General features: G+C 67.9%; 25 protein-coding genes and 2 riboswitches. Of the genes, 15 read left to right on the forward strand and 10 right to left on the reverse strand.

Features of this window, described 5'->3' with window-relative positions; translation table 11 throughout:
• Nucleotides 1–63 precede the first annotated feature (63 nt).
• The 4 genes from tdh to MRBLAR12_RS17455 all read left to right on the forward strand — a co-directional run bounded on the left by tdh (nucleotide 64) and on the right by MRBLAR12_RS17455 (nucleotide 5,183).
• Entirely contained in the window at nucleotides 64–1,110 is a 1,047-nt protein-coding gene (gene tdh / locus MRBLAR12_RS17440) for an L-threonine 3-dehydrogenase (RefSeq protein ID WP_229993765.1), read from the forward strand.
• Between the two features lie 88 nt (nucleotides 1,111–1,198).
• Nucleotides 1,199–2,410, forward strand: coding sequence for a glycine C-acetyltransferase (locus MRBLAR12_RS17445; protein WP_229993764.1), 1,212 nt, complete (start codon nucleotides 1,199–1,201; stop codon nucleotides 2,408–2,410).
• A gap of 389 nt (nucleotides 2,411–2,799) precedes the next feature.
• Entirely contained in the window at nucleotides 2,800–3,942 is a 1,143-nt protein-coding gene (locus MRBLAR12_RS17450) for an NAD(P)/FAD-dependent oxidoreductase (RefSeq protein WP_364747319.1), read from the forward strand.
• A gap of 11 nt (nucleotides 3,943–3,953) precedes the next feature.
• The gene (locus MRBLAR12_RS17455) at nucleotides 3,954–5,183 is read left to right on the forward strand and encodes an amidohydrolase family protein (protein ID WP_229993762.1); all 1,230 of its coding nucleotides are present in this window, start codon (nucleotides 3,954–3,956) and stop codon (nucleotides 5,181–5,183) included.
• A gap of 47 nt (nucleotides 5,184–5,230) precedes the next feature.
• Here MRBLAR12_RS17455 and MRBLAR12_RS17460 read toward each other — a convergent pair whose 3' ends face one another.
• Nucleotides 5,231–5,911 (reverse strand): histidine phosphatase family protein, encoded by a 681-nt coding sequence (locus tag MRBLAR12_RS17460; protein ID WP_229993761.1) that lies wholly within the window; start codon nucleotides 5,909–5,911, stop codon nucleotides 5,231–5,233.
• Nucleotides 5,912–6,011: 100 nt separating this feature from the next.
• On the opposite strand from MRBLAR12_RS17460, the gene MRBLAR12_RS17465 reads away from it, so the two are divergent.
• The gene (locus tag MRBLAR12_RS17465) at nucleotides 6,012–6,779 is read left to right on the forward strand and encodes a CPBP family intramembrane glutamic endopeptidase (RefSeq protein WP_229993760.1); all 768 of its coding nucleotides are present in this window, start codon (nucleotides 6,012–6,014) and stop codon (nucleotides 6,777–6,779) included.
• A 97-nt stretch (nucleotides 6,780–6,876) separates the two neighbouring features.
• Here the strand turns inward: MRBLAR12_RS17465 and MRBLAR12_RS17470 are convergent, their stop codons facing one another.
• Nucleotides 6,877–7,515: a VOC family protein gene (locus MRBLAR12_RS17470; RefSeq protein WP_229993759.1), complete on the reverse strand. Its 639-nt coding sequence runs from the start codon at nucleotides 7,513–7,515 to the stop codon at nucleotides 6,877–6,879.
• A gap of 170 nt (nucleotides 7,516–7,685) precedes the next feature.
• A riboswitch (SAM riboswitch) is annotated at nucleotides 7,686–7,801 on the forward strand.
• 62 nt (nucleotides 7,802–7,863) lie between these two features.
• Here MRBLAR12_RS17470 and MRBLAR12_RS17475 point away from each other — a divergent pair.
• The 3 genes from MRBLAR12_RS17475 to MRBLAR12_RS17485 all read left to right on the forward strand — a co-directional run bounded on the left by MRBLAR12_RS17475 (nucleotide 7,864) and on the right by MRBLAR12_RS17485 (nucleotide 12,108).
• Complete coding sequence (locus MRBLAR12_RS17475; RefSeq protein WP_229993758.1) at nucleotides 7,864–9,180, forward strand: bifunctional o-acetylhomoserine/o-acetylserine sulfhydrylase; 1,317 nt, start codon at nucleotides 7,864–7,866, stop codon at nucleotides 9,178–9,180.
• 115 nt (nucleotides 9,181–9,295) lie between these two features.
• Nucleotides 9,296–9,411: riboswitch (SAM riboswitch) on the forward strand.
• A gap of 11 nt (nucleotides 9,412–9,422) precedes the next feature.
• Nucleotides 9,423–10,562 (forward strand): homoserine O-acetyltransferase MetX, encoded by a 1,140-nt coding sequence (gene metX / locus MRBLAR12_RS17480; RefSeq protein WP_229993757.1) that lies wholly within the window; start codon nucleotides 9,423–9,425, stop codon nucleotides 10,560–10,562.
• A gap of 166 nt (nucleotides 10,563–10,728) precedes the next feature.
• Nucleotides 10,729–12,108 (forward strand): MFS transporter, encoded by a 1,380-nt coding sequence (locus tag MRBLAR12_RS17485; RefSeq protein ID WP_364747323.1) that lies wholly within the window; start codon nucleotides 10,729–10,731, stop codon nucleotides 12,106–12,108.
• Nucleotides 12,109–12,199: 91 nt separating this feature from the next.
• Here MRBLAR12_RS17485 and MRBLAR12_RS17490 read toward each other — a convergent pair whose 3' ends face one another.
• On the reverse strand, nucleotides 12,200–13,099 hold the full coding sequence (locus MRBLAR12_RS17490; RefSeq protein ID WP_229993787.1) for a LysR family transcriptional regulator: 900 nt from the start codon (nucleotides 13,097–13,099) through the stop codon (nucleotides 12,200–12,202).
• Between the two features lie 203 nt (nucleotides 13,100–13,302).
• Here MRBLAR12_RS17490 and mmsB point away from each other — a divergent pair, with 203 nt between their 5' ends.
• The 3 genes from mmsB (at nucleotide 13,303) to MRBLAR12_RS17505 (ending at nucleotide 16,472) form a co-directional block, all read left to right on the forward strand.
• Nucleotides 13,303–14,205 carry a 3-hydroxyisobutyrate dehydrogenase gene (mmsB, locus tag MRBLAR12_RS17495; protein ID WP_229993755.1) on the forward strand — a complete coding sequence of 301 codons (903 nt, stop codon included), beginning with the start codon at nucleotides 13,303–13,305 and terminating at the stop codon, nucleotides 14,203–14,205.
• Between the two features lie 77 nt (nucleotides 14,206–14,282).
• Nucleotides 14,283–15,767 (forward strand): CoA-acylating methylmalonate-semialdehyde dehydrogenase, encoded by a 1,485-nt coding sequence (locus MRBLAR12_RS17500; protein ID WP_229993754.1) that lies wholly within the window; start codon nucleotides 14,283–14,285, stop codon nucleotides 15,765–15,767.
• A gap of 138 nt (nucleotides 15,768–15,905) precedes the next feature.
• A complete protein-coding gene (locus tag MRBLAR12_RS17505; RefSeq protein ID WP_229993753.1) occupies nucleotides 15,906–16,472 on the forward strand; it encodes an isochorismatase family protein in 567 nt (188 codons plus the stop codon).
• Here MRBLAR12_RS17505 and MRBLAR12_RS17510 read toward each other — a convergent pair.
• Together MRBLAR12_RS17510 and MRBLAR12_RS17515 are read right to left on the reverse strand one after the other, a co-directional pair.
• On the reverse strand, nucleotides 16,469–17,017 hold the full coding sequence (locus tag MRBLAR12_RS17510) for a hypothetical protein (RefSeq protein ID WP_229993786.1): 549 nt from the start codon (nucleotides 17,015–17,017) through the stop codon (nucleotides 16,469–16,471). The two genes, MRBLAR12_RS17505 and MRBLAR12_RS17510, sit on opposite strands and share 4 nt — an antisense overlap.
• Before the next feature lie 99 nt (nucleotides 17,018–17,116).
• Nucleotides 17,117–17,980 carry an SGNH/GDSL hydrolase family protein gene (locus MRBLAR12_RS17515; RefSeq protein ID WP_229993785.1) on the reverse strand — a complete coding sequence of 288 codons (864 nt, stop codon included), beginning with the start codon at nucleotides 17,978–17,980 and terminating at the stop codon, nucleotides 17,117–17,119.
• A 94-nt stretch (nucleotides 17,981–18,074) separates the two neighbouring features.
• On the opposite strand from MRBLAR12_RS17515, the gene MRBLAR12_RS17520 reads away from it, so the two are divergent.
• On the forward strand, nucleotides 18,075–18,731 hold the full coding sequence (locus MRBLAR12_RS17520) for an alpha/beta hydrolase (RefSeq protein WP_364747326.1): 657 nt from the start codon (nucleotides 18,075–18,077) through the stop codon (nucleotides 18,729–18,731).
• 51 nt (nucleotides 18,732–18,782) lie between these two features.
• Here MRBLAR12_RS17520 and MRBLAR12_RS17525 read toward each other — a convergent pair whose 3' ends face one another.
• The gene (locus MRBLAR12_RS17525; RefSeq protein ID WP_229993751.1) at nucleotides 18,783–19,019 is read right to left on the reverse strand and encodes an RNA-binding S4 domain-containing protein; all 237 of its coding nucleotides are present in this window, start codon (nucleotides 19,017–19,019) and stop codon (nucleotides 18,783–18,785) included.
• A 33-nt stretch (nucleotides 19,020–19,052) separates the two neighbouring features.
• On the opposite strand from MRBLAR12_RS17525, the gene MRBLAR12_RS17530 reads away from it, so the two are divergent.
• The 3 genes from MRBLAR12_RS17530 to MRBLAR12_RS17540 all read left to right on the forward strand — a co-directional run bounded on the left by MRBLAR12_RS17530 (nucleotide 19,053) and on the right by MRBLAR12_RS17540 (nucleotide 22,546).
• Entirely contained in the window at nucleotides 19,053–20,018 is a 966-nt protein-coding gene (locus tag MRBLAR12_RS17530) for a DMT family transporter (RefSeq protein WP_229993750.1), read from the forward strand.
• A 135-nt stretch (nucleotides 20,019–20,153) separates the two neighbouring features.
• Complete coding sequence (locus tag MRBLAR12_RS17535; RefSeq protein ID WP_229993749.1) at nucleotides 20,154–21,539, forward strand: glycine--tRNA ligase; 1,386 nt, start codon at nucleotides 20,154–20,156, stop codon at nucleotides 21,537–21,539.
• 2 nt (nucleotides 21,540–21,541) lie between these two features.
• On the forward strand, nucleotides 21,542–22,546 hold the full coding sequence (locus MRBLAR12_RS17540; protein WP_364747329.1) for a GNAT family N-acetyltransferase: 1,005 nt from the start codon (nucleotides 21,542–21,544) through the stop codon (nucleotides 22,544–22,546).
• Between the two features lie 71 nt (nucleotides 22,547–22,617).
• On the opposite strand, the gene MRBLAR12_RS17545 is transcribed toward MRBLAR12_RS17540, so the two are convergent.
• The 4 genes from MRBLAR12_RS17545 to MRBLAR12_RS17560 all read right to left on the reverse strand — a co-directional run bounded on the left by MRBLAR12_RS17545 (nucleotide 22,618) and on the right by MRBLAR12_RS17560 (nucleotide 25,382).
• Nucleotides 22,618–22,839, reverse strand: a complete 222-nt coding sequence (locus MRBLAR12_RS17545) for a hypothetical protein (RefSeq protein ID WP_364747330.1) — start codon at nucleotides 22,837–22,839, stop codon at nucleotides 22,618–22,620.
• Between the two features lie 20 nt (nucleotides 22,840–22,859).
• Complete coding sequence (locus MRBLAR12_RS17550; protein WP_364747525.1) at nucleotides 22,860–23,729, reverse strand: lysophospholipid acyltransferase family protein; 870 nt, start codon at nucleotides 23,727–23,729, stop codon at nucleotides 22,860–22,862.
• 76 nt (nucleotides 23,730–23,805) lie between these two features.
• On the reverse strand, nucleotides 23,806–24,618 hold the full coding sequence (locus MRBLAR12_RS17555) for a DUF1295 domain-containing protein (RefSeq protein ID WP_364747332.1): 813 nt from the start codon (nucleotides 24,616–24,618) through the stop codon (nucleotides 23,806–23,808).
• The gene (locus MRBLAR12_RS17560; RefSeq protein WP_364747527.1) at nucleotides 24,618–25,382 is read right to left on the reverse strand and encodes an alpha/beta hydrolase; all 765 of its coding nucleotides are present in this window, start codon (nucleotides 25,380–25,382) and stop codon (nucleotides 24,618–24,620) included. Before MRBLAR12_RS17560 ends, MRBLAR12_RS17555 begins: the two co-directional genes overlap by 1 nt.
• Between the last annotated feature and the right edge of the window lie 255 nt (nucleotides 25,383–25,637).

A 25,637-nucleotide genomic window follows, 5' to 3' on the forward strand; every position in this document is an offset into this window, starting at 1 on the left:
CTAATGCTTTCTGATGGGTCTAATGGGGTGAGTTGTCCCACAAAAGCACAGTTAGGAAGGCCCATGAAGGCTCTCTACAAGGCCGGCGCCCACGCAGGGTTCGAGCTCGTCGACCGTCCCGAGCCGAAGACCGGCCCCGGCGACGTCAAGATCCGCGTCATGACCACCGGCATCTGCGGCACCGACCTGCACATCCAGGCCTGGGACGCCTGGGCGCAGGGCATCATCAACGCCCCCCTGATCGCCGGCCACGAGTTCTACGGCGAGGTGGTGGAGACCGGCGAGGACGTCCTGGACGTCAAGGTGGGGGACCGGGTCTCCGGTGAAGGCCACATCGTCTGCGGCATCTGCCGCAACTGCCGTGCCGGCCGGCGGCAGATGTGCATCAACACCGTCAGCGTCGGCGTCCAGCGCGACGGCGCCTTCGCCGAGTTCGTGGTGATCCCCGAGACCAACGTCTGGGTTCACCAGGACCCCTCCGTCACGCCGGAACTCGGCGCCATCTTCGACCCCTTCGGCAACGCCGTCCACACCGCCCTGAGCTTCCCGCTCGTCGGTGAGGACGTCCTGATCACCGGGGCCGGGCCCATCGGCCTGATGGCGATCGCCGTCGCCCGGCACGCCGGGGCGCGGAAGATCGCGATCACCGACGTCTCCGCGCCGCGGCTGGAACTGGCCCGCAGGCTCGGCGTCGACCTCGCGATCGACGTCTCGAAGATGCGGGTCAAGGACGCCCAGCGCGAACTCGGCATGCGCGAAGGCTTCGACATCGGCATGGAAATGTCGGGACACCCCACCGCGCTGCCTGAGATGATCGACAACATGAACCACGGCGGCCGGATCGCAATGCTGGGACTGCCCAGCCAGTCCATCGACATCAACTGGGGCAAGGTGGTCACGCACATGCTGACCATGAAGGGCATCTACGGCCGCGAAATGTTCGAGACCTGGTACGCGATGAGCGCCATCCTCTCCTCCAACCCGGTCCTGCACGCGAACATTTCGGCCGTAGTCACGGACACGCTGCCGGCCACCGACTGGGAAAAGGGTTTCGAGGTGGCCCGCGCCGGAGTCGGCGGCAAGGTGGTCCTCGACTGGACCGTTTTCTAGGCCCGCCGCTTTTCAGAACCCCCCTGCCAGACACCGCCTTCCACGCACAGCATTTGCCCCCGCATCCAACCAGCCGAGGAGCCAACCCATGTATTCCGCCATCAAGGACCAGCTGCAGCACGAACTCGATGAGATCCGCAGCGCCGGACTGTTCAAGACCGAGCGGCACATCGACTCGCCGCAGGCCAACCGCATCAAGGCCGGGCAGATCGGCGAGTCCGGCGCCGACGTGCTGAACTTCTGCGCCAACAACTACCTGGGCCTCGCCGACCACCCGGACATCATTGCCGCGGCGAAGACCGCGATGGACACCCGCGGCTTCGGCATGGCCAGCGTGCGCTTCATCTGCGGCACCCAGGACCTGCACCTGGCACTGGAGCAGCGCGTCTCGGCGTTCCTCGGCACTGAAGACACCATCCTGTTCTCCAGCTGCTTCGACGCCAACGGCGGCGTGTTCGAGTCCCTCTTCGGCCCGGAAGACGCCGTCATCTCCGACGCCCTGAACCATGCCTCCATCATTGACGGCATCCGGCTCTGCAAGGCCCAGCGCTTCCGCTACGCCAACCAGGACATGGCGGACCTTGAGGCGAAGCTGATCGCGGCCAGCACGCAGGAGAACCCGGCGCGCCGCAAGATCATCGTCACCGACGGCGTCTTCTCGATGGACGGCTTCCTGGCCCCGCTCGAAGCGATCTGCGACCTCGCCGAAAAGTACGACGCCCTGGTCATGGTGGACGACTCCCACGCGGTGGGCTTCATGGGCGCCACCGGTGCCGGCACGCCGGAACACGCCGGCGTCTCAGACCGCGTGGACATCTACACCGGCACGTTCGGCAAGGCACTCGGCGGCGCGTCCGGCGGCTACGTCTCCGGCCGCAGTGAAGTCATCGCCATGCTCCGCCAGAAGGCCCGCCCGTACCTGTTCTCCAACTCGCTGGCCCCGGCGATCGTCGCGGCCACGCTCAAAGCCTTGGACCTCGTGGAAAACTCCGGCGAACTGCGCGGCAAGCTCTTCGCGAACGCGGAGCTCTTCCGGAACCGCATGAGCGAGGAAGGCTTCGACTTGCTCCCCGGCGAGCACGCGATTGTCCCGGTAATGTTCGGCGACGCCGTCATGGCGGCCAAGGTGGCCGACGCCATGCTCCACAACGGCGTCTTCGTCACGGCGTTCAGCTACCCAGTGGTGCCCAAGGGCGCCGCGCGGATCCGCGTCCAGCTTTCGGCCGCGCACAGCACGGACGACGTCGAGGCCTGCGTCCAGGCATTCGTGCGCAGCCGCGCGGCGGTGGCCGCAGCCTAGGGCGGCTGATCCCTGAGGCCGGGCCCCAGTTCAGCACGGGGTCCGGTCTCACTCCAGGGGTCCGGCCTGCCCCGGCCGTGCTCGTTCATCCAGGCTTCCTCCACTGGCTTATCCGCGGGACATGCCCAGCTCCGGCAGCGAGGACTGGACATAATGCCACTTCGTCCAACGGCCACGACCAACGAAGGGCATGTCCCGGGCCGGCATGCGGCAACGAGGGACATGTCCAGCGATGCGGACCGGGGAAGGGCATGTCCCGGGCCGGCACGCGGCAACGAGGGACATGTCCAGTCGTGCGGACCGGGGAAGGGCATGTCCCGGGCCGGCACGCGGCCGCGCTGGCGCAGGTGTTGGAGCGGCCTGACGCCACAATCTGCAAGGATGGGACCATGTCAGCTCATTACGATGTCGTAATTGTCGGCGGCGGTATCGCCGGCCTGTCCCTTGCCTCCACCCTGGCCGGGCAATGCAGCGTGGCCCTGATCGAAGCCGAGCAGACCCTGGCCTACCACACCTCGGCCCGCTCGGCCCGGCAACTGATTCCCAGCTACGGCCCGCCCGTGGTCCAGGAACTGACCGTCCGGACCCTGGACCTCATCGCGGCCCAGGACGCCGAACGTCCGGAACCGGTGCTCACGCCGCGCAGCTTCATGCTGATCGGGGACGACGCCACCGTCCGGGCGGAGGCCAGCGGCCACATGCGCCCCATCACCCACGCCGAGGCGCTGGAGCTGTGCCCCGCCCTTGTCCCGGAATCCTTCAGCGCCGCCGGCCTGGACACGGGATCCTTCGCCTGCAACGCCCCCGTCCTGCTCGAGGACCACCGGCGCCGTGCCGAGGCCGGCGGCGTGGACATCATCACCGGCGCCAGGGTCCATTCGGCCCAGCGGCTCGGCACCGGCTGGGAACTGGGTGCCGGGCAGGAAGGCTTCCAGTCCGCCGTCGTGGTCAACGCCGCCGGCGCCTGGGCAGACGAACTCGCCGTCCTCAGCGGCGTCGAGAAGCTGGGCCTGCAGCCGTACCGGCGCACCGCGGCGATCGTCGACGTTGAGAATCCCCTCCCGGAGGCCTGCCCGATGGTGGCGGCGGCCGATGACAGCTTCTATTTCCGGCCCGACGACGGCCAGGTCCTGATCTCGCCCGCCGAACACGTGCCCAGCGGGCCCGAGGACGCCCGGCCCTATCCCGGCGACATCGAACGGCTCGTCGCCCGGCTCAACACGATCACCACACTCGGGATCCGGGGCGTCCGCACGGCCTGGACGGGGCTGCGGACGGAGGCGGCCGACGGCGTCCCCGTGGTGGGGTTCGACGCCGAGGCCACCGGATTCTTCTGGCTCGCCGGCCAGGGCGGGTACGGATTCCAGACCTCATCCGGCATCGCGGAACTGGCCGCCGGGCTGATCCTGGCCGGCCAGGGATCCGCAGCCGCAGCCGCAGCTGCCCCGGCTGTGCCCTCCGCGCGGGACGCTAGTCCGGCATCCCGGACAGCGGAGGCGCTGGCCGCAACCCGCTGGTCCATCCGGCGCTGAAGAATGGATCCATGAGCACCCTCATCACCAATATCGCCGAACTGATGACCCAGGACGCGGAACACCGCGTCCTCCGCGACGCGGCGGTGGTGATCGAGGGGGAGCGGATTTCCTGGCTCGGCCCCGCGGCGGACGCTCCGGCGGCCGACGAAGCCGTGGACGCCGGGGGCCGGGCGCTCCTGCCGGGCTGGGTCGATTCGCACACGCACCTGATCTTCGCAGGGGACCGCACGGCCGAGTTCGAGGCCCGGATGGCGGGGGAGAGCTACAGCGCCGGCGGGATCGCCGTGACCACCGGTGCCACCCGGAGCACGAGCGACTTCGACCTCACCCGGCTGGCGATGGGCCGCGTCGCGGAGGCCGTGTCACAGGGCACCACTTACCTGGAGACCAAAACAGGCTACGGCCTGGACCTCGAGAACGAGGCCCGCAGCGCCCGCATCGCCTCTACCGTGGCGGACGAGGTGACCTACCTTGGGGCGCACCTCGTTCCCGCCGGGATAGACGCAGAGGACTACACCGAGCTGGTCTGCGGGCCGATGCTCACCGCGGTCAGGCCCTACGTCCGCTGGGCCGACGTCTTCTGCGAGCAGGGCGCCTTCAACGAGGACCAGTCCCGCCGGGTGCTGCTGGCCTGCAAGGCGGCCGGGCTGGGGCTGCGGGTCCACGGCAACCAGCTCGGGGAGGGTCCCGGCGTCCGGCTGGCCGTGGAAGTCGGCGCCGCGAGCGTGGACCACGTGAACTACCTTTCTGCTGCGGACGTCGACGCGCTCGCCGCCAGCTGGTCCGGCTGGGACGGCGGCGGCAACGGCACGCCTGGAGCCGGGCAGCGCGGCACGGTGGCCACCTGCCTTCCGGCCTGCGATCTTTCCACCCGGCAGCCGCTGGCCCCCGGCCGGGAGCTGCTCGACGCCGGCGTGCAGCTGGCGCTGGCGTCCAACTGCAACCCCGGCACGTCCTACACGAGCTCCATGGCCTTCTGCGTCACCACCGCCGTGCTGCAGATGCGCCTCAGCGTCCATGAGGCGGTGCGCGCCGCGACCTACGGCGGCGCCCTGGCCCTGGGCCGGGAGTCCGGGAGGGACGTCGACGGCGAACGCGCGGTGGGCTCGATCGCCGTCGGACACCGCGCGGACCTGCACCTGCTCAACGCGCCTTCCGCCACGCACCTGGCCTACCGGCCCGGCATCCCCCTGACGCACGCGGTGTGGCGGGCCGGCGCAGCGCAGCCGGTCCGTTAGCCAGGCCGTCCGTTAGCCAGGCGGCTCTCTGATCCGGCTCGAGCCGGTTAGAACACCATGGGCGGAGCGTCGAGGACGGTCTCGTCCACGCGCCTCTCCTCCCACTGCGTGAACGGCTTGTCGAGCTCGTACTTGCCGCGCGAGGTGCGCAGCAGGGTGCGGACCTCGGCGTTTTCCGGGTTGTTCAAGGACTCAAAATATTCCACGGACCAGTGGAACCAGCGCATGCAGAACAGCCGCATGGTCAGCCCGTGCGTCACGAACAGTGCGTTCGGGGCATAGCTGGGCTTCGACCAGTGCCGGTGCAGGGTTTCCATGAAGGAGGAAATCCTGTCGTACACATCCGAACCGGACTCGCCCTCGCGGAAGCGGTAGAAGAAGTGCCCGTAGGCGTTGCGGAGCTCCTTCTGGTCCTCGATGTCGCCGGCGATCTGAAAGTTGGCCCAGTCCTGTTCGCGCAGGCGCGGTTCCTCGATCACCCGCTCCACGAGGGGACCGAGGTTGAGCGCCTCGAGGGTCTGGTAGGCGCGCAGGTACGGGGAGACGTAGACGCACACCGGACGGCCGCCCAGCTGGCGCCGGACCTCCTCCCCGGCCGCGGTGGCCTGCTCCAGGCCCAGGGGTGTCAACGGGATCCGGTAGTCCGGAACACGGTTGTAGATCGAGGTATCGGCATTGGCGGCAGACTGGCCGTGCCGGATCATGATGATTTTCCGGGGCGCACTCATAATCCCCAAGCATAGGGCTCCCAAAAAGCCGGTGGCACCGGCGCGGCCGGCACCACGCGGGCACCAGCAAACAATCGGCAACTGCAGGCAAGATAGGAACATGTTGGTTCCCTCCCGCCGTCGGCTGCGGTTCGAAATGTTGATTGTCCTGGGCCTGTCGCTGGGGCAGTCCGCGGTCTACTCCCTGGTGCAGTTGCTGGACAAGATGACCACGGCGCCACTGGCCCAGGGGACGTCCACGCTGAACCGTTCGCAGAGCCCGCGCGAATACTTCGACCTCACCTACCAGATGCTGGACATCTTCTTCGCGCTGGTCCCGGTGGCCCTCGTGATCTACTTCCTCACCGAACACTGGCCGGCCGGAGAGCGCGGAACCTCGGCGTTCCGAAAGATCGGCTTCGACTTCGCCCGGCCCGGCAAGGACCTCCTGCAGGGGCTGGGGCTCGCCGCGCTCATCGGCATTCCGTCCCTGGGACTCTACGCCGCCGGCCGGGCGCTGGGGATCACGACGTCGATCATCCCCAGCGCGCTGGACCCGTACTGGTGGACCGTGCCGGTACTGGTCCTGTCCGCGATCCGGCACGGGATCGTGGAGGAAGTGATTGTGGTGGGCTACCTGCTGGACCGGCTCGGGAAACTGGGCTGGGGCATGCCGGCGGCCATCGCCGCCAGCGCCCTGCTCCGCGGCAGCTACCACCTGTACCAGGGGTTCGGGCCGTTCATCGGCAACGCGATAATGGGCGTCGTCTTCGCGCTGGTCTACACGCGGACCAAACGGGTGATGCCGCTCGTGATCGCCCACGCCATCCTGGACACCGTGGCGTTCGTGGGATTCAGTCTGTTCGGCAAGGCCGTGGGCCTGGGCTGAGTACCTGGCCGGCCTTTAAATGATCTCGGCCGCCATCTCCTAGGTGACATCGTTGGCACCTAAGAGATGGCGGCCGAAGCGTGGGGCAGGTGGAGCGTTAGATCGTGACCGCTCCGGAGGCTGTCTCGAAGGTGACAGAGAGGATGCCCGGAGTACCGTGCGGCGCGATCCAGTTCACGGCGACGTCTTCCAGCGGCTTTTCAACCGGCTCGCCCAGCCATTCCGTCACGCGCGCTGCCGAACCGGCAATGGTCAGTGCGGACATCTTGACTTCGCTCGCGTAGGCGTTGGACGGGTGCAGCTCCGGGTCGCCCTCCCATTTGAGCATGTAGGGCACTTGGGGGTCCGCGATGAGCCCCAGGATGCCGATCTGCTTCCAGACCAGTTCGCGGCCGTCCGGAAACTTCCGGTTGCCGTTGACGGCCGCGCGGCCCAGCCGCTCCTCGAACGGGGCGAGATCGTCAACCTCGACGCACCAGCCCATCCAGCCGCCGCCCGCTTCCGAGCGTGCCCGGACTGCCTGGCCGAACGGGGCCTTGTCCGATGCCGGGTGGTTCAGGACCTCCACGACTTCCAGGTACTTGTGTCCCGCGAGCGGGATAATCATGTTGCGTGTCCCGAAACGGGGGTGCACTCCACCCTTCACGGCTTCAACGCCGAGGGCAGACGCAATACGTTCAGTGGTGGCTGCCAAGCCATCGTGTTCACAGGCGTAAGAGACGTGATCCATGCGCATGCCATCATCTTGGCACTTTGTGATGGACCTCTCAGCTTAGGTTCCCCTAACCGTCATGGGATGTCCGACGGCGGCAGGCGCGGTGTCCCGCGAGGCGCCGCCACGGCAACCGTCTTCATCTTCGTCACAAAGCTATCCAGGGCTCCGCCGCCATTCCTACACTGAAGCCAGGTCATGAGTGCCAGCGCACAGCCCCGGCTTGCTGGCCGGCAACCCTCGTATCGCGGTGGGGTGCCCCGGGTGAAGACCTGGCCGTCCGGCGCCCGCCGGAGGGCAAGCGCGGCGCCTGTGCCGGTCCGGGCCCAAAGCCCTGGCCGGTGCTGTGCCCGGTCCCTTTGAGGAGCATCAATGTCCAACGCCTGGTCCTTCGAAACCCGCCAGATCCACGCCGGCCAGGAGCCGGACAGCGCCACCGGCGCGCGGTCCCTGCCCATCTACCAGACGACGTCGTTCGTGTTCCCCAGCGCCGAAAGCGCCGCCAACCGCTTCGCACTCGCCGAACTCGCCCCCATCTACACCCGGATCGGCAACCCCACGCAGGACGCCGTCGAGCAGCGCGTGGCCAGCCTGGAAGGCGGCCTCGCGGCCCTGCTGCTCAGCTCCGGCCAGGCCGCGGAGACCTTCGCGATCCTCAACGTCGCCGAGGCCGGGGACCATGTGGTGGCCAGCCCCAGCCTCTACGGCGGAACCTACAACCTGCTCGCCCACACGCTGAAGAAATTCGGCATCTCCGTGACCTTCGTGGAGGACCCGGACAACCTGGACCAGTGGCGGGACGCCGTCCGGTCCAACACCAAGCTGTTCTTCGGCGAAGTGGTCTCCAACCCCCGCCAGGACGTCCTGGACATCGAGGGCATCTCCGATGTGGCGCACGAGGCCGGGGTGCCGCTGATCGTCGACAACACGCTCTCCACCCCGTACCTGATCCGGCCCATCGAGTGGGGCGCGGACATCGTGGTCCACTCCGCCACCAAGTACCTCGGCGGCCATGGCGCCGCGATCGCCGGCGTGATCGTGGACTCCGGCAACTTCGACTTCGGCAAGGACCCGGAGCGGTTCCCCGGTTTCAACACCCCGGACCCTACCTACAACGGCCTGGTTTACGCCCGCGATCTCGGTGCGGAGGGGGCGCTGGGCGCGAACCTTTCCTACATCCTCAAGGCCCGCGTCCAGCTCCTGCGCGACCTCGGCTCCGCCGTTTCCCCGTTCAACGCCTTCCTCATCGCCCAGGGCATCGAAACGCTGAGCCTGCGGGTCGAACGCCACGTGGCCAACGCCACCAAGGTGGCGCACTGGCTGGAGGCAAGGGACGACGTCGAATCGGTCGCCTACGCCGGGCTGCCGTCCAGCCCCTGGTACGAGCGAGGCCGCAAGTACGGGCCCAAGGGGACCGGCGCCGTCGTGGCGTTCAACATCGCCGGGGGAGCCGAGGCCGGCAAGCGGTTCGTCGATGCGCTCGAACTGCACTCGCACGTCGCGAACATCGGCGATGTCCGTTCCCTGGTAATCCACCCGGCGTCGACCACCCACAGCCAGCTCTCGCCCGAACAGCAGGCGATCGCCGGCGTCAATCCTGGGCTGGTGCGGCTTTCGGTGGGCCTGGAACACATCGACGACATCCTCGCGGACCTCGACGCCGGATTCCGCGCGGCCAAGGGCGCCTAGGCAAGCAGGGCGGCCGGCGGCCGGTGTCCCCTCGACGGGACGGCCGGCCGCCGGGCTGTCACATGGAAGTCACAATCTTCGTGATTTCCGCCCCCTGTTTCGTAGACTCGTACCAGGTCATGAGTGCCAGTGACAGCCCCGGCTTGCTGGCCGGCAACCCTCCTATTGCGGCGGGGTGCCCCGGGTGAAGACCTGGCCTGCCGGTCAGCTGACGGCAGGCAAGCGCGAAGATAGGTCCTCACATGACGATTGCCGTCACCCGCACGGGTGCTCCCGAAACCAAGCCATCCCGCAACCCGGACGGGACCGTCCAGTACGTCCGGATCGGCGACCTGCAGCTCGAATCAGGGATTCCGCTGCCCGATGTGGTCCTCGCCTACGAGACGTGGGGGACCCTGAACGCGGACGCCTCCAACGCCGTCCTCATAGAACACGCCCTGACCGGCGACACGCACGTGACCCGCGGCGACAGCGAGGAACCCGGCTGGTGGGAACAGCTCGCCGGACCCGGGGCTCCCGTGGACACTGACAAGTACTTCGTCGTTTCAATCAACATCCTGGGCGGCTGCCACGGTTCCACGGGACCCTCCACCCCGGCCCCCGACGGGCGCCCCTGGGGATCGCGGTTCCCGCTCGTCACCCTGCGGGACACCGCCGCTGCCGAGGCGCGGCTGGCCGACGCCCTGGGCATCGGCAGCTGGTATGCCGTGCTGGGCGGCTCACTCGGCGGCGCGCGCGCACTCGAATGGGCCGTCACGTTCCCCGGCCGGGTCCGGCGCTGCGCCGTGATTTCCGTCGGCGCCAGCAGCACGGCCGAACAGATTGCCTTCGCGCAGGCCCAGACCCTGGCCATCCGCCAGGACCCCCATTTCAACGGCGGAAATTACTACGGCGGCCCGGAACCCGAAGCAGGTCTCGCCCTCGCCCGCCGCATCGCGCACATCACCTACCGCTCGGCGGCCGAACTGGACGGCCGGTTTGGCCGGAACGCCCAGGAGTCCGAGGCGACCCTGGAAGCCGGGTCGCTGGCCGGACGCGGGCGCTACCAGGTGGAAAGCTACCTGGACCACCAGGGCAGCAAACTGGTCCGGCGCTTTGACGCGAACAGCTACATCGCCATCACCGAAGCCCTCATGAGCCACGATGTCTGCCGGGGGCGCGGAAGCCTCGGGGAGGCCCTGGCTCCGGCCACCGCAGAGTTCCTGGTGGCGGCCGTGGACTCGGACCGCCTGTATTTCCCGGCCCAGTCCCGTCAACTGGCCGAGGCCTTGCCGGGCGGCCCGGAACTGCACATCATTGAAGCGCCGATCGGCCACGACGGCTTCCTGACCGAAATCGGCCAGCTCAGCGCCCAGCTGCGGGAGGCCTTCTTCGGCCACTAGACCACATCGGTTGTGCATTTTTGCAGACGCGCTCTGCACTAATGGCCGTTGATGCTCAGGGCGGGAGCGTCCATACTCATGGGGAATGACGCCATGTGCCCTACATCACGGGCGTCCTCAGCCCAATGGTCCACAGGGTGTCGACGGAGACACCGAAGGAGTCACGATGAGTACGGAAAACGCCGCGAGGCGCGCTGAAGAAACGGACGTCAAATCGTCCGGCCTGAAGAAGGTAGTCACGGCCTCCATGGCCGGCACGGTGGTTGAGTGGTACGAATTCTTCCTCTACGCCTCCGCCGCCACCCTTGTCTTCGGCAAGCTGTTCTTTCCCAATACCGGTTCGGAATTGGACGGCATCATTGCCGCGTTCGTCACCTATGCGGTCGGCTTTGTTGCCCGCCCCATCGGTGGCATCGTCTTCGGCCACTTCGGCGACAAGTTCGGCCGCAAGAAACTGCTCCAGCTGAGCATCATCCTTGTCGGCGTTGCCACCTTCGCGATGGGCTGCCTGCCGACTTTCCAGCAGATCGGCTACTGGGCCCCGGCCCTGCTGGTCTTCCTGCGCTTCGTCCAGGGCTTCGCCGTCGGCGGTGAGTGGGGCGGCGCAGTCCTCCTCGTTGCCGAGCACAGCCCGAGCAAGTCCCGCGGATTCTGGTCAAGCTGGCCGCAGTCGGCGGTTCCGATGGGCAACCTGCTGGCCACCGGTGTGCTGTTCACCCTGTCCGCCACGCTGTCCTCCGCCGAGTTCCTCAGCTGGGGCTGGCGTGTGGCCTTCTGGCTCTCTGCTGTGATCGTGATCGTCGGCTACTACATCCGCACTAAGGTCCAGGACGCCCCGATCTTCCTGGAGGCCCGCAAAGAGGTCACCGTTGAGAACAAGGGCTACGGCGTCGCCGAAGTCTTCCGCCGCTACCCGCGCGGCGTCTTCACCGCCATGGGTCTGCGCTTCGCGGAGAACATCCTCTACTATCTTGTGGTCACCTTCTCCATTACCTACCTGAAGGTGATTGTCCAGACGGACACCTCGCGGATCCTGCTGCTGCTGCTCGTTGCGCACCTGGTCCACTTCGCCGTGATCCCGATGGTCGGCAAGCTCTCGGACAACGTCGGCCGCAAACCGGTCTACATGGCCGGCGCTGTCCTCGGCGGCACGTGGGGCTTCTTCGCCTTCCCGATGATGGACACCAAGAACGACCTCGTCATCTTGGCCGCGATCACCATCGGTCTGCTGTTCCACGCGCTCATGTACGCCGGCCAGCCGGCACTCATGGCCGAAATGTTCCCGACCCGGATGCGCTACTCCGGTGTCTCGCTGGGCTACCAAGTCACCTCGATTGTGGCCGGTTCGCTGGCTCCGATCATCGCCGTCGCCTTGCTGAGCCAGTACAAGTCCTCCACGCCGGTGGCGATTTACCTCCTCGGCGCCTGTGTGGTCACGATGGTGGCCGTGTTCTTCCTCAAGGAAACCCGCGGCATCTCCCTGCGCGACGTCGACGCCGCCGATGCCCGTGGCACGGCCGATCTCCTCGCCGCCACCAAGAAGTAACAACGGACTAACACGGCAACAGCCCGGGCCCCGCACTGCGGGGCCCGGGCTGTTGCCGTGTGTGCCGGCAGGCTCAGCCCGCCAGGGCGGCTCAGCCCGCCAGGACCGCCTGGCGGTCGGCAATCTCGGTCCGGATCGCCTCCAGCACGGCACGGACGGGGGCGGAACGCAGCGACTCGGGCCTGGCCACTGCCCAGATGGGCAGCTGGCGCTGGAAGTCGTCCGGCAGGACGGGCAGGAAATCGGGGCTTCCGGCCACCAGGAAGTTGGGGAGCAGGCCTATCCCGGCGCCCCGCCGGACGGCTTCGAGCTGGGCGAAGACGCTTGTGGCCTGGAAGCTGGACCGCGGCACCGGCAGCTGCGTGGAGCGGTGCCCCAGCTCGGCCACCTGGAGCGCCGATTCCACGTAGGAGACAAAGCCGTGCTGGCGGACGTCGTCGAGCGTTGCCGGAAGCCCGTGCTCCTGGGCATATCCGGGACTGGCGTACAGCCTGAGGAAATAGTTGCTCAGGAAGATGGCCTGGGCGTTTGCGGTGTCCATGTTGCCCACCACCACTTCCAGGTCCACGCCGGAGCGGTTTTGGCTCACCTTGCGTGTGGCGCTGAGCAGCTCAACGTTGAGCAGCGGATTCGCCCGCTGCAGCCGCACGAGGGCCGGGGCCAGGAATTCGGCGCCGAAGCCGTCCGGGGTGCTGATCCGGACAAGGCCGGAGACCACGTCGCCGGAGCGGGCAATGCTGCTGGACAGGGCACCGAGAGTGCCCTCGATGGCCTCCGCGGCCGCGACGGCCTGGCTGCCGAGCTCGGTCAGCTCCCAGCCGTGCGGGCTGCGTTCCAGCGTCCGGCCGCCGAGCTGCTTGTCCAGGGCCAGGACGCGGCGGGAGATGGTGGTGTGCGTGGTGCCGAGCGTCTCCGCCACCGCGTTGAACCGGCCCAACCGCGCCACGGTCAGCAGGATCAGCAGGTCATCGGGGCTCGGAAGCCGGCGCAGGTCCACTTTTGTCCCCTCTTCAGCGAGTGTCGTCAACGGATATGGGTAGGCAGCGCCGCCAGTGTGCATTTGTGCACATGGCATCTGTGATTTTTTCCCTTGATTGCACTCTATCAGGGGTGTGATGGTGGACACAGGGATGCCGGGGTTTCGGCTTTCAGCCCGGAGCGCCCGGCAGCACATCAAGCAAAGGAGCTTAAGCCATGGCAGTCATCGCCTGGATCGGACTCGGAAACATGGGCGGGTCCATGTCCGTCAACCTCTCGAACGCCGGACATGAGGTCCGCGGCTTCGATCTCAACACCGCAGCCGTTGCTGCCGCCGAGGCCGGGGGAGTCAAGGCCGCAGGCAGCATCGCCGAGGCCGTCGACGGCGCCGACGTCGTCTTCACCATGCTCCCCAAGGGCGAGCACGCCCGCGCCGTGTATCTGGGCGAGGACGGCGTCCTGGCCCACGCGGACACCCGGACCCTGCTGGTGGATTCCTCCACGATCGATATTGCCTCCGCGCAGGCCCTGCACGACGCCGCCGCTGCCGCCGGCTTCCGCTTTGTCGACGCGCCCGTCTCGGGCGGCATGAGCGGCGCAAAGGCCGCCACCTTGACGTTCATGATCGGCGGCGAGGCCGGCGCGGTTGCCGAGGCCACCGAATACATCCGACCCATGGCGGCGAACATCATCCCCACCGGCGGCGCCACCACCGGCCAGGCCGCGAAGATCTGCAACAACCTCATGCTCTTCATCAACCTCGCCTCCACCGCCGAGGGCGCAGTCCTCGCCGACCGCCTCGGCCTGGACAAGCAGGTCTTCTGGGACATCGCGTCGGTCTCCTCCGGCGACAGCTGGGCGCTGCGCACCTGGTACCCCGTGGCCGGTGTCGTGCCCACCGCGGCATCCAACAACGACTTCGCCCCGACCTTCACCACGGAGCTGGCCAACAAAGACATTGGCCTGGCCATCAGCGCCGCGCGCGACACCGGCACCCCGCTGGAAATCGGCGAGCACGTCCAGCAGCTCTTCCAGCGGCTCATCGACTCCGGCCAATCCGGCCAGGACTGCTCGATGATCGTCAAGCTCGTCGACGGCACGCTCGACCCCGCCAACTAGGCGCCCTGCCCAACAGCACGCAATCCTTCAGGGCCCACAACTTCACGGCCCTGCCCTTCACGAAAGAGACCCACCCCATGGAACGCATTCCGCACTACATCAACGGCGCCCTGATTTCCGACGCCGAGCGCTTCGGCCCCGTCTTCAACCCCGCCACCGGCGAGCAGGAGAAAGAGGTCGCCCTGGCCTCCGCCGCCCGCGTCGAGGAGGCCGTCGCGGCCGCCCGCGCCGCCCTGCCCGGCTGGCGCGCCACGAGCCTGGCCAAGCGCACCGGCATTTTCTTCAAGGTCCGTGAACTGCTCATGCAGCGCCGGCCCGAACTGGCGGCCCTGCTGACCAGCGAGCACGGCAAGGTCCTCTCGGATGCGGAAGGTGAAATCACCCGCGGCCTGGAGAACATCGAATTCGCCACCGGGCTGGCCCACATGCTTAAGGGCGAGCGCTCCGAGCAGGTCTCCGGCGGCGTCGATGTCCACTCGGTCCGCCAGCCGGTCGGCGTCGTCGCCTGCATCACGCCGTTCAACTTCCCCGCCATGGTGCCGTTGTGGATGATCGGCAGCGCCCTGGCCTGCGGCAACACCGTGTTGCTCAAGCCCAGCGAAAAGGACCCGTCCTCCGCCATCTTCATCGCCCAGATCTTCGCCGAGGCCGGACTGCCGGCGGGCGTGCTCAACGTGGTCCACGGCGACAAGGAGGCCGTGGACGTGCTGCTGGAACACCCGGACGTCAAGGCGATCAGCTTTGTCGGCTCGACGCCGATCGCGCAGTCCATCTACCAGCGCGCCGCCGATCACGGCAAGCGCGTCCAGGCCCTGGGAGGCGCGAAGAACCACATGGTGGTCCTGCCCGATGCGGACCTCAACATGGCCGCGGACGCCGCTGTCTCGGCCGCCTACGGTTCCGCCGGGGAGCGCTGCATGGCAGTCAGTGTCCTGGTCGCCGTCGGCAGCATCGCCGATGAACTGGTGGACGCGATCAGCACCCGCATGGCCACGCTAACCATCGGCCCGGGCACGGACCCGGCCTCCCAGATGGGCCCGCTCATCACAGCCGAGCACCGTGACAAGGTGGCCTCCTACGTTGCCGGCGCGGCCAACGAAGGCGCCACCGTGGTGGTGGACGGCCGCGAGCACGAATTCGACTCCAACGGCTTCTTCATCGGCGTGAGCCTGATCGACCACGTCAAGCCCGGCATGAAGGTCTACGACGACGAGATCTTCGGCCCCGTCCTCTCGGTGGTCCGTGTCGAGACGTACGCCGACGCCGTGAAGCTGGTCAACGACAACGAGTTCGGCAACGGCGTGGCGATCTTCACCCGCGACGGCGGCGCCGCCCGGCAGTTCGAATTCGACGTCGAGGCCGGCATGGTGGGCGTCAACGTGCCCATCCCGGTGCCGGTGGGCACGTTCTCCTTCGGCGGCTGGAAGAACTCCCTCTTCGGCGACACCCACATGTACGGCCCGGAGAGCATCCGCTTCTACACCCGCGGCAAGGTTGTCACCACCCGCTGGCCGGACCCGTCCACCTCGGTGATCGACCTCGGCTTCCCCCAGGTCGACTGACACTTCACCGCTCCAAGCAACGCGGGGTCACTTCGCGCCCATCCGGCACCGGATCATGGGCCGCAAGTGGCCCCTCGTTGCTTTCCGGCTCCGGGATTAGAGTAGGCAGGCAGGGAGGGCCACGATCCGGGAGGCACCATGACCACGCTCATCAACCGCCCCAACACGGCACTGCTCGTCGTCGACATGCAGGTCGGCGTCGTCGCGGAGGCTTACCGCCGTAACGACGTCGTCGCGACCATCGCCGCCCTCGTGGACAAGGCGCGCGGCGCCGGGGTTGACGTCGTCTGGGTGCAGCACAACGGCGAGGAACTCCCGCGCGGCAGCGACGGCTGGCAGTATGTGCCGGAGCTCGCGCGGCGCGATTCAGAGCCGCTCGTGGCGAAGGAGTACAGCGACGCGTTCGAGGCGACCGACCTGGAGGCCGTGCTGGCCGCCCGCGGCATCGGCCGCTTCTTCCTGGCCGGTGCGCAGACCGACGAGTGCATTCGCTCCACCCTCCACGGCGCGATCACCCGCGGCTACGATGTCACGCTGGTCGCCGACGCCCACACCACCGAGGACCTGACCGAATTTGGCGCACCGCCGCCGGAGCTGGTGGTGGCCCACACCAATTTGTACTGGCAGTACCACAAGGCTCCCGGGCGGACGGCCGGAACGGTCAACGCAGCCGACGTCGACTTCGCTAGCCCTGCAGGAGCCTAGCCCTTCATGATTTCAGCGCGCTGGGCCATGTAGTCCTCCATGGACAGCTTGCCGTCGCTGTACTGCTGGTCGAGTTCGGCCAGCTTGCGGGCACGGTAGCCCTGCGCTGGCGACGGCGCCTGGGGCACCTCGGGAGTCTGCGGCTGTCCGGCTGCCGGCGCCGGTTCGTGCCGCTGCGGAGGGTTGTTCAGGTACTCAGGGCTGTCCTCGTAGGGAACGGGGGACTGGTAGCCGGCCGGACCCGGGTACTGCTGACCGGGGTACGGCTGGTTCGGGAACGGCTGGTTGGGGAACCGGGGACTGGGGTACGGCTCGTTGCCCGGTCCCGGCTGCCTCGGGGCGCCCAGCTGGCCGAAGCCACCAAAGTAGTCCTGCTGTGTGTAGCCGTCCCGCGGCTGGTTGCCCTGGTTGCCGGGGTTGTTCTGGTTTCCGGGGAACCCGCCGAATTGCCCCGGCGTGCCCTGGTTCCGGCCGCGGGCGGACCTGCGGTAGAGGCGCATGGCCACGGGAATCAGGAACGACAACACGATGATCCAGAAGAACATGCTGCTCACGGTATGGGGCCTTTCAGCTGCTGGGCCTTCTCATCTGCGGGCTCATCTATAGGGCCGGAGAAGTGTTCTTCCAGCTTATGCCCCGCAGGCTCAGGACCGCACCGCATCCTCGGCGCCGGGCGGACCTTCGCCGGAGCCGAGCGGAACGCCGGGACCGAACACCGGGCCGGCCAGGGGCCGCTTGGCCGTCACGCCGTCGCCCGAGGAGCGGTGCCGCAGCCGCCGCACCACCCAGGGGACAAAATACTCCTTGGCCCACACAAGGTCGCCGCTGCGCGCCTCGCGCCAACCGCGTTGCGGCAGCGGTTTGGGGGCGAGGGGCCGGAGGGTGTGCTCGACGTTCAGCGAGTCCAGCACCATGGCCGCGATGGTGTGGTGGCCCAGCGGTGAGAAGTGCAGCCGGTCAGCATTCCACATCTGCGGGTCATTGAGCTGGCGCAGGGACCACATGTCCGCGATCACGGCGTCGTGGCGCGCGGCGATGGTACGCAGGTTCTCGTTGTAGATGGCCACCTTGCTGCGGATCCGGCCCAGCACCGTGGAGCCCGTGTCAGGGCCGTTGAACAGGACCACGGTGGCGCCGCCCAGGCTCAGGATCTGCACCACCGAGTCCAGCTTTTCGGCCAGCACGTCCGGATCCCCGCCCGGGCGGATGAGGTCGTTGCCGCCGGCGGAGAGCGTGATGAGATCCGGCTTGAGGGACAGACAGTGCGCCATCTGCTGGTCGACGATCTGCTGCAGGAGCCGGCCGCGGACGGCCAGGTTGGCGTACGCGAAGTCGTTGTGCCCGCGGCTGAGTTCCTCGGCGACCCGGTCTGCCCAGCCCCGGTGGCCGCCCGGGCTGGCCGGTTCAGGGTCGCCGATGCCTTCTGTGAAAGAGTCGCCCATGGCCACATAGCGGGTCCACGGGTGGGTTACGACAGTGTCGGCTGAGGGGTCCGGTGAATTTTCCATGGCTTCGGTTTCGCTCACCCCCATATCCTGCACTGTTCACGTTAAGCTACGCCACCGTAGGTTGTTACCGCCGGGTAACTGTAAGAATGGTTCCATGACTCACGCTGATGCCCTCCCGGCCCCTGTCGTTCTTTGGTCCAAGCCGGAGCAGGAGCGGGCCGGCAAACCGTTGCTGGTCCTGCTGCATGGCTACGGCGCCAACGAACAGGATCTGCTCAGCCTGGCGGAGATGCTCCCGCAGGATTTCGCAGTGGCCTCGTTGCGCGCCCCGCTTCCCATGGGCCCGGGCTTCACCTGGTTCCCGCTGACAGCGTCCATTGACTATTCGCTCGACGCCGTCAAGGTCGCCGCCGCGTATGTCCAGGACTGGCTCGACGGCGTCAAAGCCAACCACCCGTCGGTGACGCTGCTGGGGTTCTCGATGGGCATGGCCATGGCCACCACGTTGCTGCGGCAGCGGCCGGCTGACTTCGCCGCCGTCGTCGGCCTGTCAGGGTTTGTCGTCGACGCCGGCGAGGACCCCAGTTTCCGCGACGGCGAACTGGACGGCACCGTGCCGCTGTTCTGGGGCCGGGACCAGCAGGACCCGGTGATCACCGCAGACAAGATTGACTACACCATCGGCTGGGTCCGCAAGCACGTGAAGCTCACCAAGGTCCTTTACACGGGCATGTGGCACGGCATCAACCAGCAGGAAATCGGCCACGTCTCGGAGTTCCTCACGCACGTGGTGCTCAACTCCAAGAAGTAGGTGCGCCCGTAGACGTCAGGCGCGCCACATGAATTAGGTGCGCTCGGGTGGCTAGGAGGCGGCGGGCGCGCTGATCCGCACGGTCCGGCCGCTCACGGTGACGGTGTCGCCGTCGTGAAGCTGGCGGCCGCGGCGCTCGTCGATTTCGCCATTGACCTTGACCAGCCCGTTCTTGATCAGTTCTGCGGCCTCCACACCGTCTTCCACCAGATTCGCAAGCTTCAGCAGCTGGCCCAGCCGGATCATGCTGTCGCGGATGGTGATGTCTTCGAATTCTGGATTGCTCATACAAGCAATGATGCCTGACCTAAGGTGGCACCAATGACCCACACCCCCCGGCTCCCGCTGATCGTGGGCCTTCCCATGGCCGTCGCGACCGGACTGTTCATCCCGGTCCAGGGCCGGATCAACGGCGCCCTCGGGGTGGCGCTTGGGGACGGAATCGGCGCCGCCGTCGTCAGCTTCAGCACCGGGCTGGTGGTGATGACGGCCATTTCGCTGGCACTGCCCAAAGGACGGGCCGGGCTGGCGCGGATCCTGCCGGCCGTGCGCGAGCGGCAGTTTCCGCCCTTTTACGTGATGGCCGGCTGCATTGGGGCCGTCTTCGTCTTCGCCCAGTCCTTCACCGTGGGACTGCTCGGCGTCGCCCTCTTCACGGTGGCCGCCGTGACGGGACAGACCCTCAGCGGCCTGCTGGTGGACCGGATGGGGATCGGACCGGCGGGGAAGAGGCCCATTACCGGCATCCGGGTGCTGGGCAGCGTGCTCACCGTCGCCGCCGTCGCCTGGGCGGTCTCGCCCAGGTTCAGCGCCGGGGAATCCGTGCTGCAGTTGTTTGTGCCCGTGCTGCTGCCGCTCCTGGCCGGGTTCCTGATGAGTTTCCAGCAGGCCATGAACGGCACAGCCACCGTGCACTACGGCACCCCCATCGCCGCGACGTTGGTGAACTTCATCGCCGGAGCCGCCCTGTTGTGGGCGGCGTGGCTGATCAAACTCGCGGTGGCCGGCGCCGGCAACCCCCTGCCGGCGCAGTGGTGGTATTACCTTGGCGGCCCGCTCGGCTGCATCTTCATCGGCATCGGCGCCCTCCTGGTCCGCAGCCTGGGCGTGCTGGTCACCGGCCTCGGGATGATCGCCGGTCAGCTGCTGGGATCCCTCGGACTGGACCTGATACTGCCGGTGCCTGGAACTGTGATCGCGCTCCCGACAGTCCTGGGCACCGTGCTGACGCTCGGCGCCATCATCCTGGCCACGCTGCCCTGGCCCCGCGGGGCGCTGAAGCGGTAGCGGGCCGGTAGGCTTGGAGTTTGCATCGCACTGTTCGTTTCCCCCGTCTCGTTTCCCCCGTCCGGCAACCAGCCGGTGACCCGGGGCTGACACCGCGGACCGCACCCAGCGGCCCTGTACAAAATTGGAGTTCCCATGGCAGCAAAATCCGTCCTTGACCAGATTATTTCCCTCGCCAAGCGCCGGGGATTCGTTTTCCAGGCCGGTGAAATCTATGGTGGCTCCCGTTCTGCCTGGGACTACGGGCCGCTCGGCGCCGAGCTCAAGGAAAACATCAAGCGCCAGTGGTGGCAGTCCGTGGTCCGCGGCCGCGAAGACGTTGTAGGCCTGGATTCCTCCGTCATCCTGCCCCGCCAGGTCTGGGAAGCTTCCGGCCATGTCGATGTCTTCTCCGACCCGCTGGTGGAGTGCCTGTCCTGCCACAAGCGCTACCGCGCGGACCACCTCGAAGAAGAGTACGAGGAGAAGAAGGGCCGTCCGGCCGAGAACGGCCTCAAGGACATCGCCTGCGCCAACTGCGGCACCCGCGGCCAGTGGACGGAGCCCCACGAATTCTCCGGCCTGCTCAAGACCTACCTCGGCCCCGTTGCCAGCGAGGAGGGCCTGCACTACCTGCGGCCCGAAACCGCCCAGGGCATCTTCGTGAACTTCGGCAACGTCCTGACCACCTCGCGGAAGAAGCCGCCGTTCGGCATCGGCCAGATCGGCAAGTCGTTCCGCAACGAGATCACGCCCGGCAACTTCATCTTCCGCACCCGCGAGTTCGAGCAGATGGAGATGGAATTCTTCGTCGAGCCCGGCACCGACGAGCAGTGGCACGAGTACTGGATGAAGGAACGCATGTCCTGGTACACGGGCCTGGGCATCCGCGACGAGAACCTGCGCTTCTTCGAGCACCCGCTGGACAAGCTCAGCCACTACTCCAAGGGCACCACCGACATCGAATACCGGTTCGGCTTCCAGGGCTCGGAGTGGGGCGAGCTCGAGGGCATCGCCAACCGCACCGACTTTGACCTCTCCACCCACGCCAAGGCCTCCGGCGCGGACCTGAGCTACTTCAACCAGGCCACCAACGAGCGCTACACCCCGTACGTGATCGAGCCCGCCGCCGGCCTCACCCGCTCGTTCATGGCCTTCATGATCGATGCCTACACCGAGGACGAGGCCCCCAACGCCAAGGGCGGCGTGGACATCCGCACCGTGCTCAAGCTCGATCCCCGCCTGGCTCCGGTGAAGGCCGCCGTGCTGCCGCTGAGCCGCAACGAGGACCTGTCCCCGAAGGCCAAGGACCTCGCGGCCCAGCTGCGCAAGAGCTGGAACATCGAGTTTGACGACGCCGGCGCCATCGGCCGCCGCTACCGCCGCCAGGACGAGATCGGCACCCCGTTCTGCATCACCGTGGACTTCGAGACCCTGGACGACCAGGCCGTCACCATCCGCGAACGCGACACCATGAGCCAGGAACGCGTTTCCCTGGACAAGGTGGAGGGTTACCTGGCCGCACGGCTGATCGGCGCCTGATCATGGCCATCGCATACCGGGAATGGCGGGAGGGCGACGACCTCGCGCTGCTGGAGATCTGGGGCGGTCCTGAGACGGTCCAGGCCGGACAGTTCCGCGGCACGCTTGCGCCCTCGGGCAATTCCCCGTGGCGCCGCTGCATCGTGGCCGAGGACGTCGTGGACGGCGTCGCCATTCCCGTGGCGGCTGCCGTGGTCCACGAGGCCTCGCTGCACCCGGAACGGCTCTGGGCGTATGTCGAGGTCGCCCGGGACCACCGCCGCGCCGGCCTCGGGTCCACTCTGCTGACCATGCTGCGGCACGAGGCCGCCCAGGCGCCGTCGGGCGTGTCCAAACTGCGCTGCAAAGTGGAGCCGGGCACCCCCGGGGCGGCGTTTGCCGAGGCCGCGGGCCTGGCCCCGATCCAGCGCTCCCGCCTCGTCGTCGTTGACCCGGCGCCGCTCAAGCTGCCGGTGTTCGGCGACGGTTCGGAGTCCGCGGCCACTGATCAGGTCGAAGACCTGGCCACGGGCTCGGTGGAGCTCAGCGACGTCGTGGGACGCTACTACACGGCCGTGCACGGCTGGGACAGCCCGGGGGAGCTGAGCGTTGCCGCAGTGCAGCGTTTGTTCCTGGATGATCTCAGCGGCGCCCACGGAGCGATCGTGCTGCGGGCGCCCAAGGCCAGTGCCTTCGGGCACGGCATCGCGGCGAGCCGGAAGGGCCGGCTGGAGGGGTTCGCCATCAGCTACGCCCAGGGAATTCCCGGGGCCGACGCCGACGGTGCCGGTGCGGACGCGTCGGCCGGGCCAACTGAAGTCTTCCTCGGACACGAACCCAAGCTCGACGCGGATCAAGCCCGGGCCGCCGTCCGGGATCTTCTGGCCCTGATCGCCTACCAGCACCCGGTGATGCTGGAACTGGACGACGCGATGACCGCCCTGCGCGCCGTCGTCGAACCGCTGCTCGTGAGCGGAAAAGCCCATGTCCAGGGCTCGGAAACCCTGGTCGTCTCCGACGCGGCGTAAGCCTTAACCAAACTGACCCGCAGCCACAGCTGCGGGTCAGTTTGGTTAAGCACAGTTACCGTCAAACACCGTTATTTTGGGATCACCGGCGGCACGAACTCGAAGCTCATGCCCAGCAGCCAGACCAGCAGCAGGACCACCGGCAGGTGGAACACGAACTGCAGGAAAGTGAAGCCCACCAGGTCCCGGGCGCGCAGCCTCAGCACCGCGAGCAGGTCGACTCCGAGGTCCCCGGCAGCGCGGATCGAGCCGCCCTGCGGCGCTGCATTTTGTACCCCATGGAGCTTAGTCAAGACGATGGCGGAAACCGGTCTTATCGGCGCCTGGCACCTGCGCGCCGCGGACCGTCGGCCTCGTCGAGCCGGCGCCGTTCCTCCTCCGTCGGGGCGCCGCCTCCGAGCCCGGCCGGCATCCACCAGGCACCGGGCGCGGGTTGCTGGGGGAAGTCGGCCATGCCGGCGTCGATCCCGTCCTGGAGCGTCTTGGCCAGGCGTGCCGTGGCCGGCCGGGCGTCGTCGGCCGGGCCCGGGAGCGAGCCCGGAAGGATCGGCTCGCCCACGTGGATGCGGACAGGGGCGCGCCAGGCGCGCCGCGGCGAGAAGGCATGATGGCGGGTCATCAGCCGGTGGGCGCCCCAGATGGAGACCGGGATGATCGGCACGCCGGCTTCGGCGGCCATTCGCACGGCACCGGTCTTGCATTCGCGCACCGTGAAGCTGCGGCTCACGCCCGCCTCGGGCAGGATGGCGATGTACTCGCCCTCCCTCAGCCGGGCGACCGCGGCGTCGTAGGCGCGGGCTCCCGATCCGTACCCGACCACAACATGCCCGGCTGCACTGACCGCGGGCCCGGCAAACCAGTGGTCGGCGGCTCCCTGCGTGACGAGGAAGCGCAGCTGGGCCCGGTTGTGCCACCACAGCAGCATCTCGGCGAAGGCAAAGTCGAGGTAGCCGAAGTGCGTGATCGCGACGACGGCACCCTGGCCAGGCACCACCGGCCGCGACGGGCACCGGTGGGCGGCACCGCGGGCGCCGTCTCGGGTGGAAGCATTGAGCGGCCCGGGCTGGAGCAGGTGCTCCCGGCCCGTGACGAGGACACGGATCCGGAACAGCCAGCGCAGCGCCAGCCCGGTGCGGACGATGAAACGGTAGAAGCGGTCGTTGGGTTCCGGCCGCCAGCTCAGGGTCCGCCACCTCAGGGTCCGCCAGTTCAGGCGCCGCCAGTTCAGGGCAGGCCGGCCCTGTCCCGGGCCGCGCATGTCAGTGCCCCACGGTCCGCCGCCGGGGCGGCAAGGGCAGGAAACCGGAGGTGGATTCGATGTATTCCTTGTAGCCGGGCCGTGCGGCCATCGCCTTTTCCGTCAGCGGCTTCCCGGTCTTGCCGGCAAGAGTCCAGATCATCAGGGCGGGGGAGAGGATGGTCAGCACGCCGGGCCAGGAATCGGCGGCCACGAGGAAGAGCCCGGCCCAGACGGCGGCGTCGCCGAAGTAGTTGGGGTGGCGGGTATAGCGCCACAGCCCAGTGTTGAGGACGGTGCCACGCCTGGCGGGATCGGCCTTGAACTGCGTCAGCTGCCAATCGCCGGCCGTCTCGAACACGAAGCCAAGGATCCAGAGCAGGACACCGGCGAACGCCAGCCAGCCCAGGGTTCCGGTGGCGAACATGCCGACCTGGATGGTGAGCGAGACGAAGAACATCACCACACCCTGGGGCAGGTAGACCCGCCGCAGGGCGTAGACGTTGCGTGATCCGGGTGCTGCGGAGAGCATGTCCACATAGCGTGGGTCCTCGTGGCCGCCGCGTGCACGGAGCCCGATGTGGACGGCGAGGCGGATGCCCCAGACCGCGACCAGGACAAGGAGCAGCAGCCGGCGGCCGGCGTCGCCGTATCCGGCGGAGAGCACCCAGGAGATGCCGGCCACCACCACGAAGCCCAGGCCCCAGACGGTGTCGATGACGGAGTGCCGGTTCTGCCGCACGGCAACCGCGAAGGTCAGGCCCAGCAGCAACACGAGTCCCGCGATGACCCACGGCAGGCTGGCCAGGAAGGCATCAAGCGGGAACGTCGGCATCACAGCACCACCGGCAGGCGTGTTCCGGCCGCCGGCGGGGCGCTGCGCAGCGCGCTGCGTAAGGCGTCCGTGGCGCCGGAGACATCAGCCCCCGTGGCCTCGCCGAAGGCATCCAGGACGAAGCCGTTCGCCAGCACGTTCCACAGTGCCAACCGGCGGATCATGAAATGGCCGGCACTCTTGAGGGAGACGTAGTCAACGGACGCGGCGACGCCCTCGGCGCGACGGGCATAGTCCAGTGAGTTCGCCGGGCTGGTCCAGCGGTCGTCGGTGCCGTGGACGATCAGGACCCGGCGGCCGGCGACGGGTTGGACCGGGGTTTTGTGATTGAGCCATGGGGCGAGCGCGACGACGGCCTCGACCTGCGGGTCGTCGGCCACGCACAGCGCCGTGAGGCCGCCCATGGAGTGGCCCAGCAGGTACACCGGCACGCCAGGATGTTCCTGGCTGATCCTGGCGAGCGCCCAGCGGGCATCATGAACGGGGGACATGTCTTCCCCGTTCCAGCCGCGGTACCGGTTGCGCAGGGTCCACACAGCCAGCCCGTGCGGGCCGCCCTGCCTGTTCAGTGCCCGGGCGAAGGGCCGCATCCGGGCCGGGCTCAGGTGCCGGCCGCGGACCGCGTCGTAGCTGTCGGCCCGCCCGCCGTGCAGGACCAAGGCAACTGCGCGGGTTTCCCCGGCGGCTTCGGCGATTCTCAGCACGGCCTTGGCGGCGGGCCCGGATCGGCCCGCCCCCGGCTCGCGGTCGTCTAGTTTACGCATGGCCACGCGTGTGTCCTTCCGTCTTTCGTCCGTCAATAACCAACCCTAGGTTGCAGCCTCCGCCCGTCAAGGCAGGTGGTGCCCAGTGTGGATTCGGAGCCGGTGCCCGCGGTGATGGGTGCGGCCGGCAGGCGCGCATTTTGACGGCGCCCTTGACGGGGAAATGCGGGAGGAGTAGGCATGTGCAGGTAAACCTCCGGGCGTCACGCCGGCTGGGAGCGCAGAGAACCGTCCGGGTTGAATCCCACGACGAAA

Source organism: Arthrobacter sp. LAR12-1-1.1 (assembly GCF_040676555.1).
Taxonomy (GTDB): Bacteria; Actinomycetota; Actinomycetes; order Actinomycetales; family Micrococcaceae; genus Arthrobacter.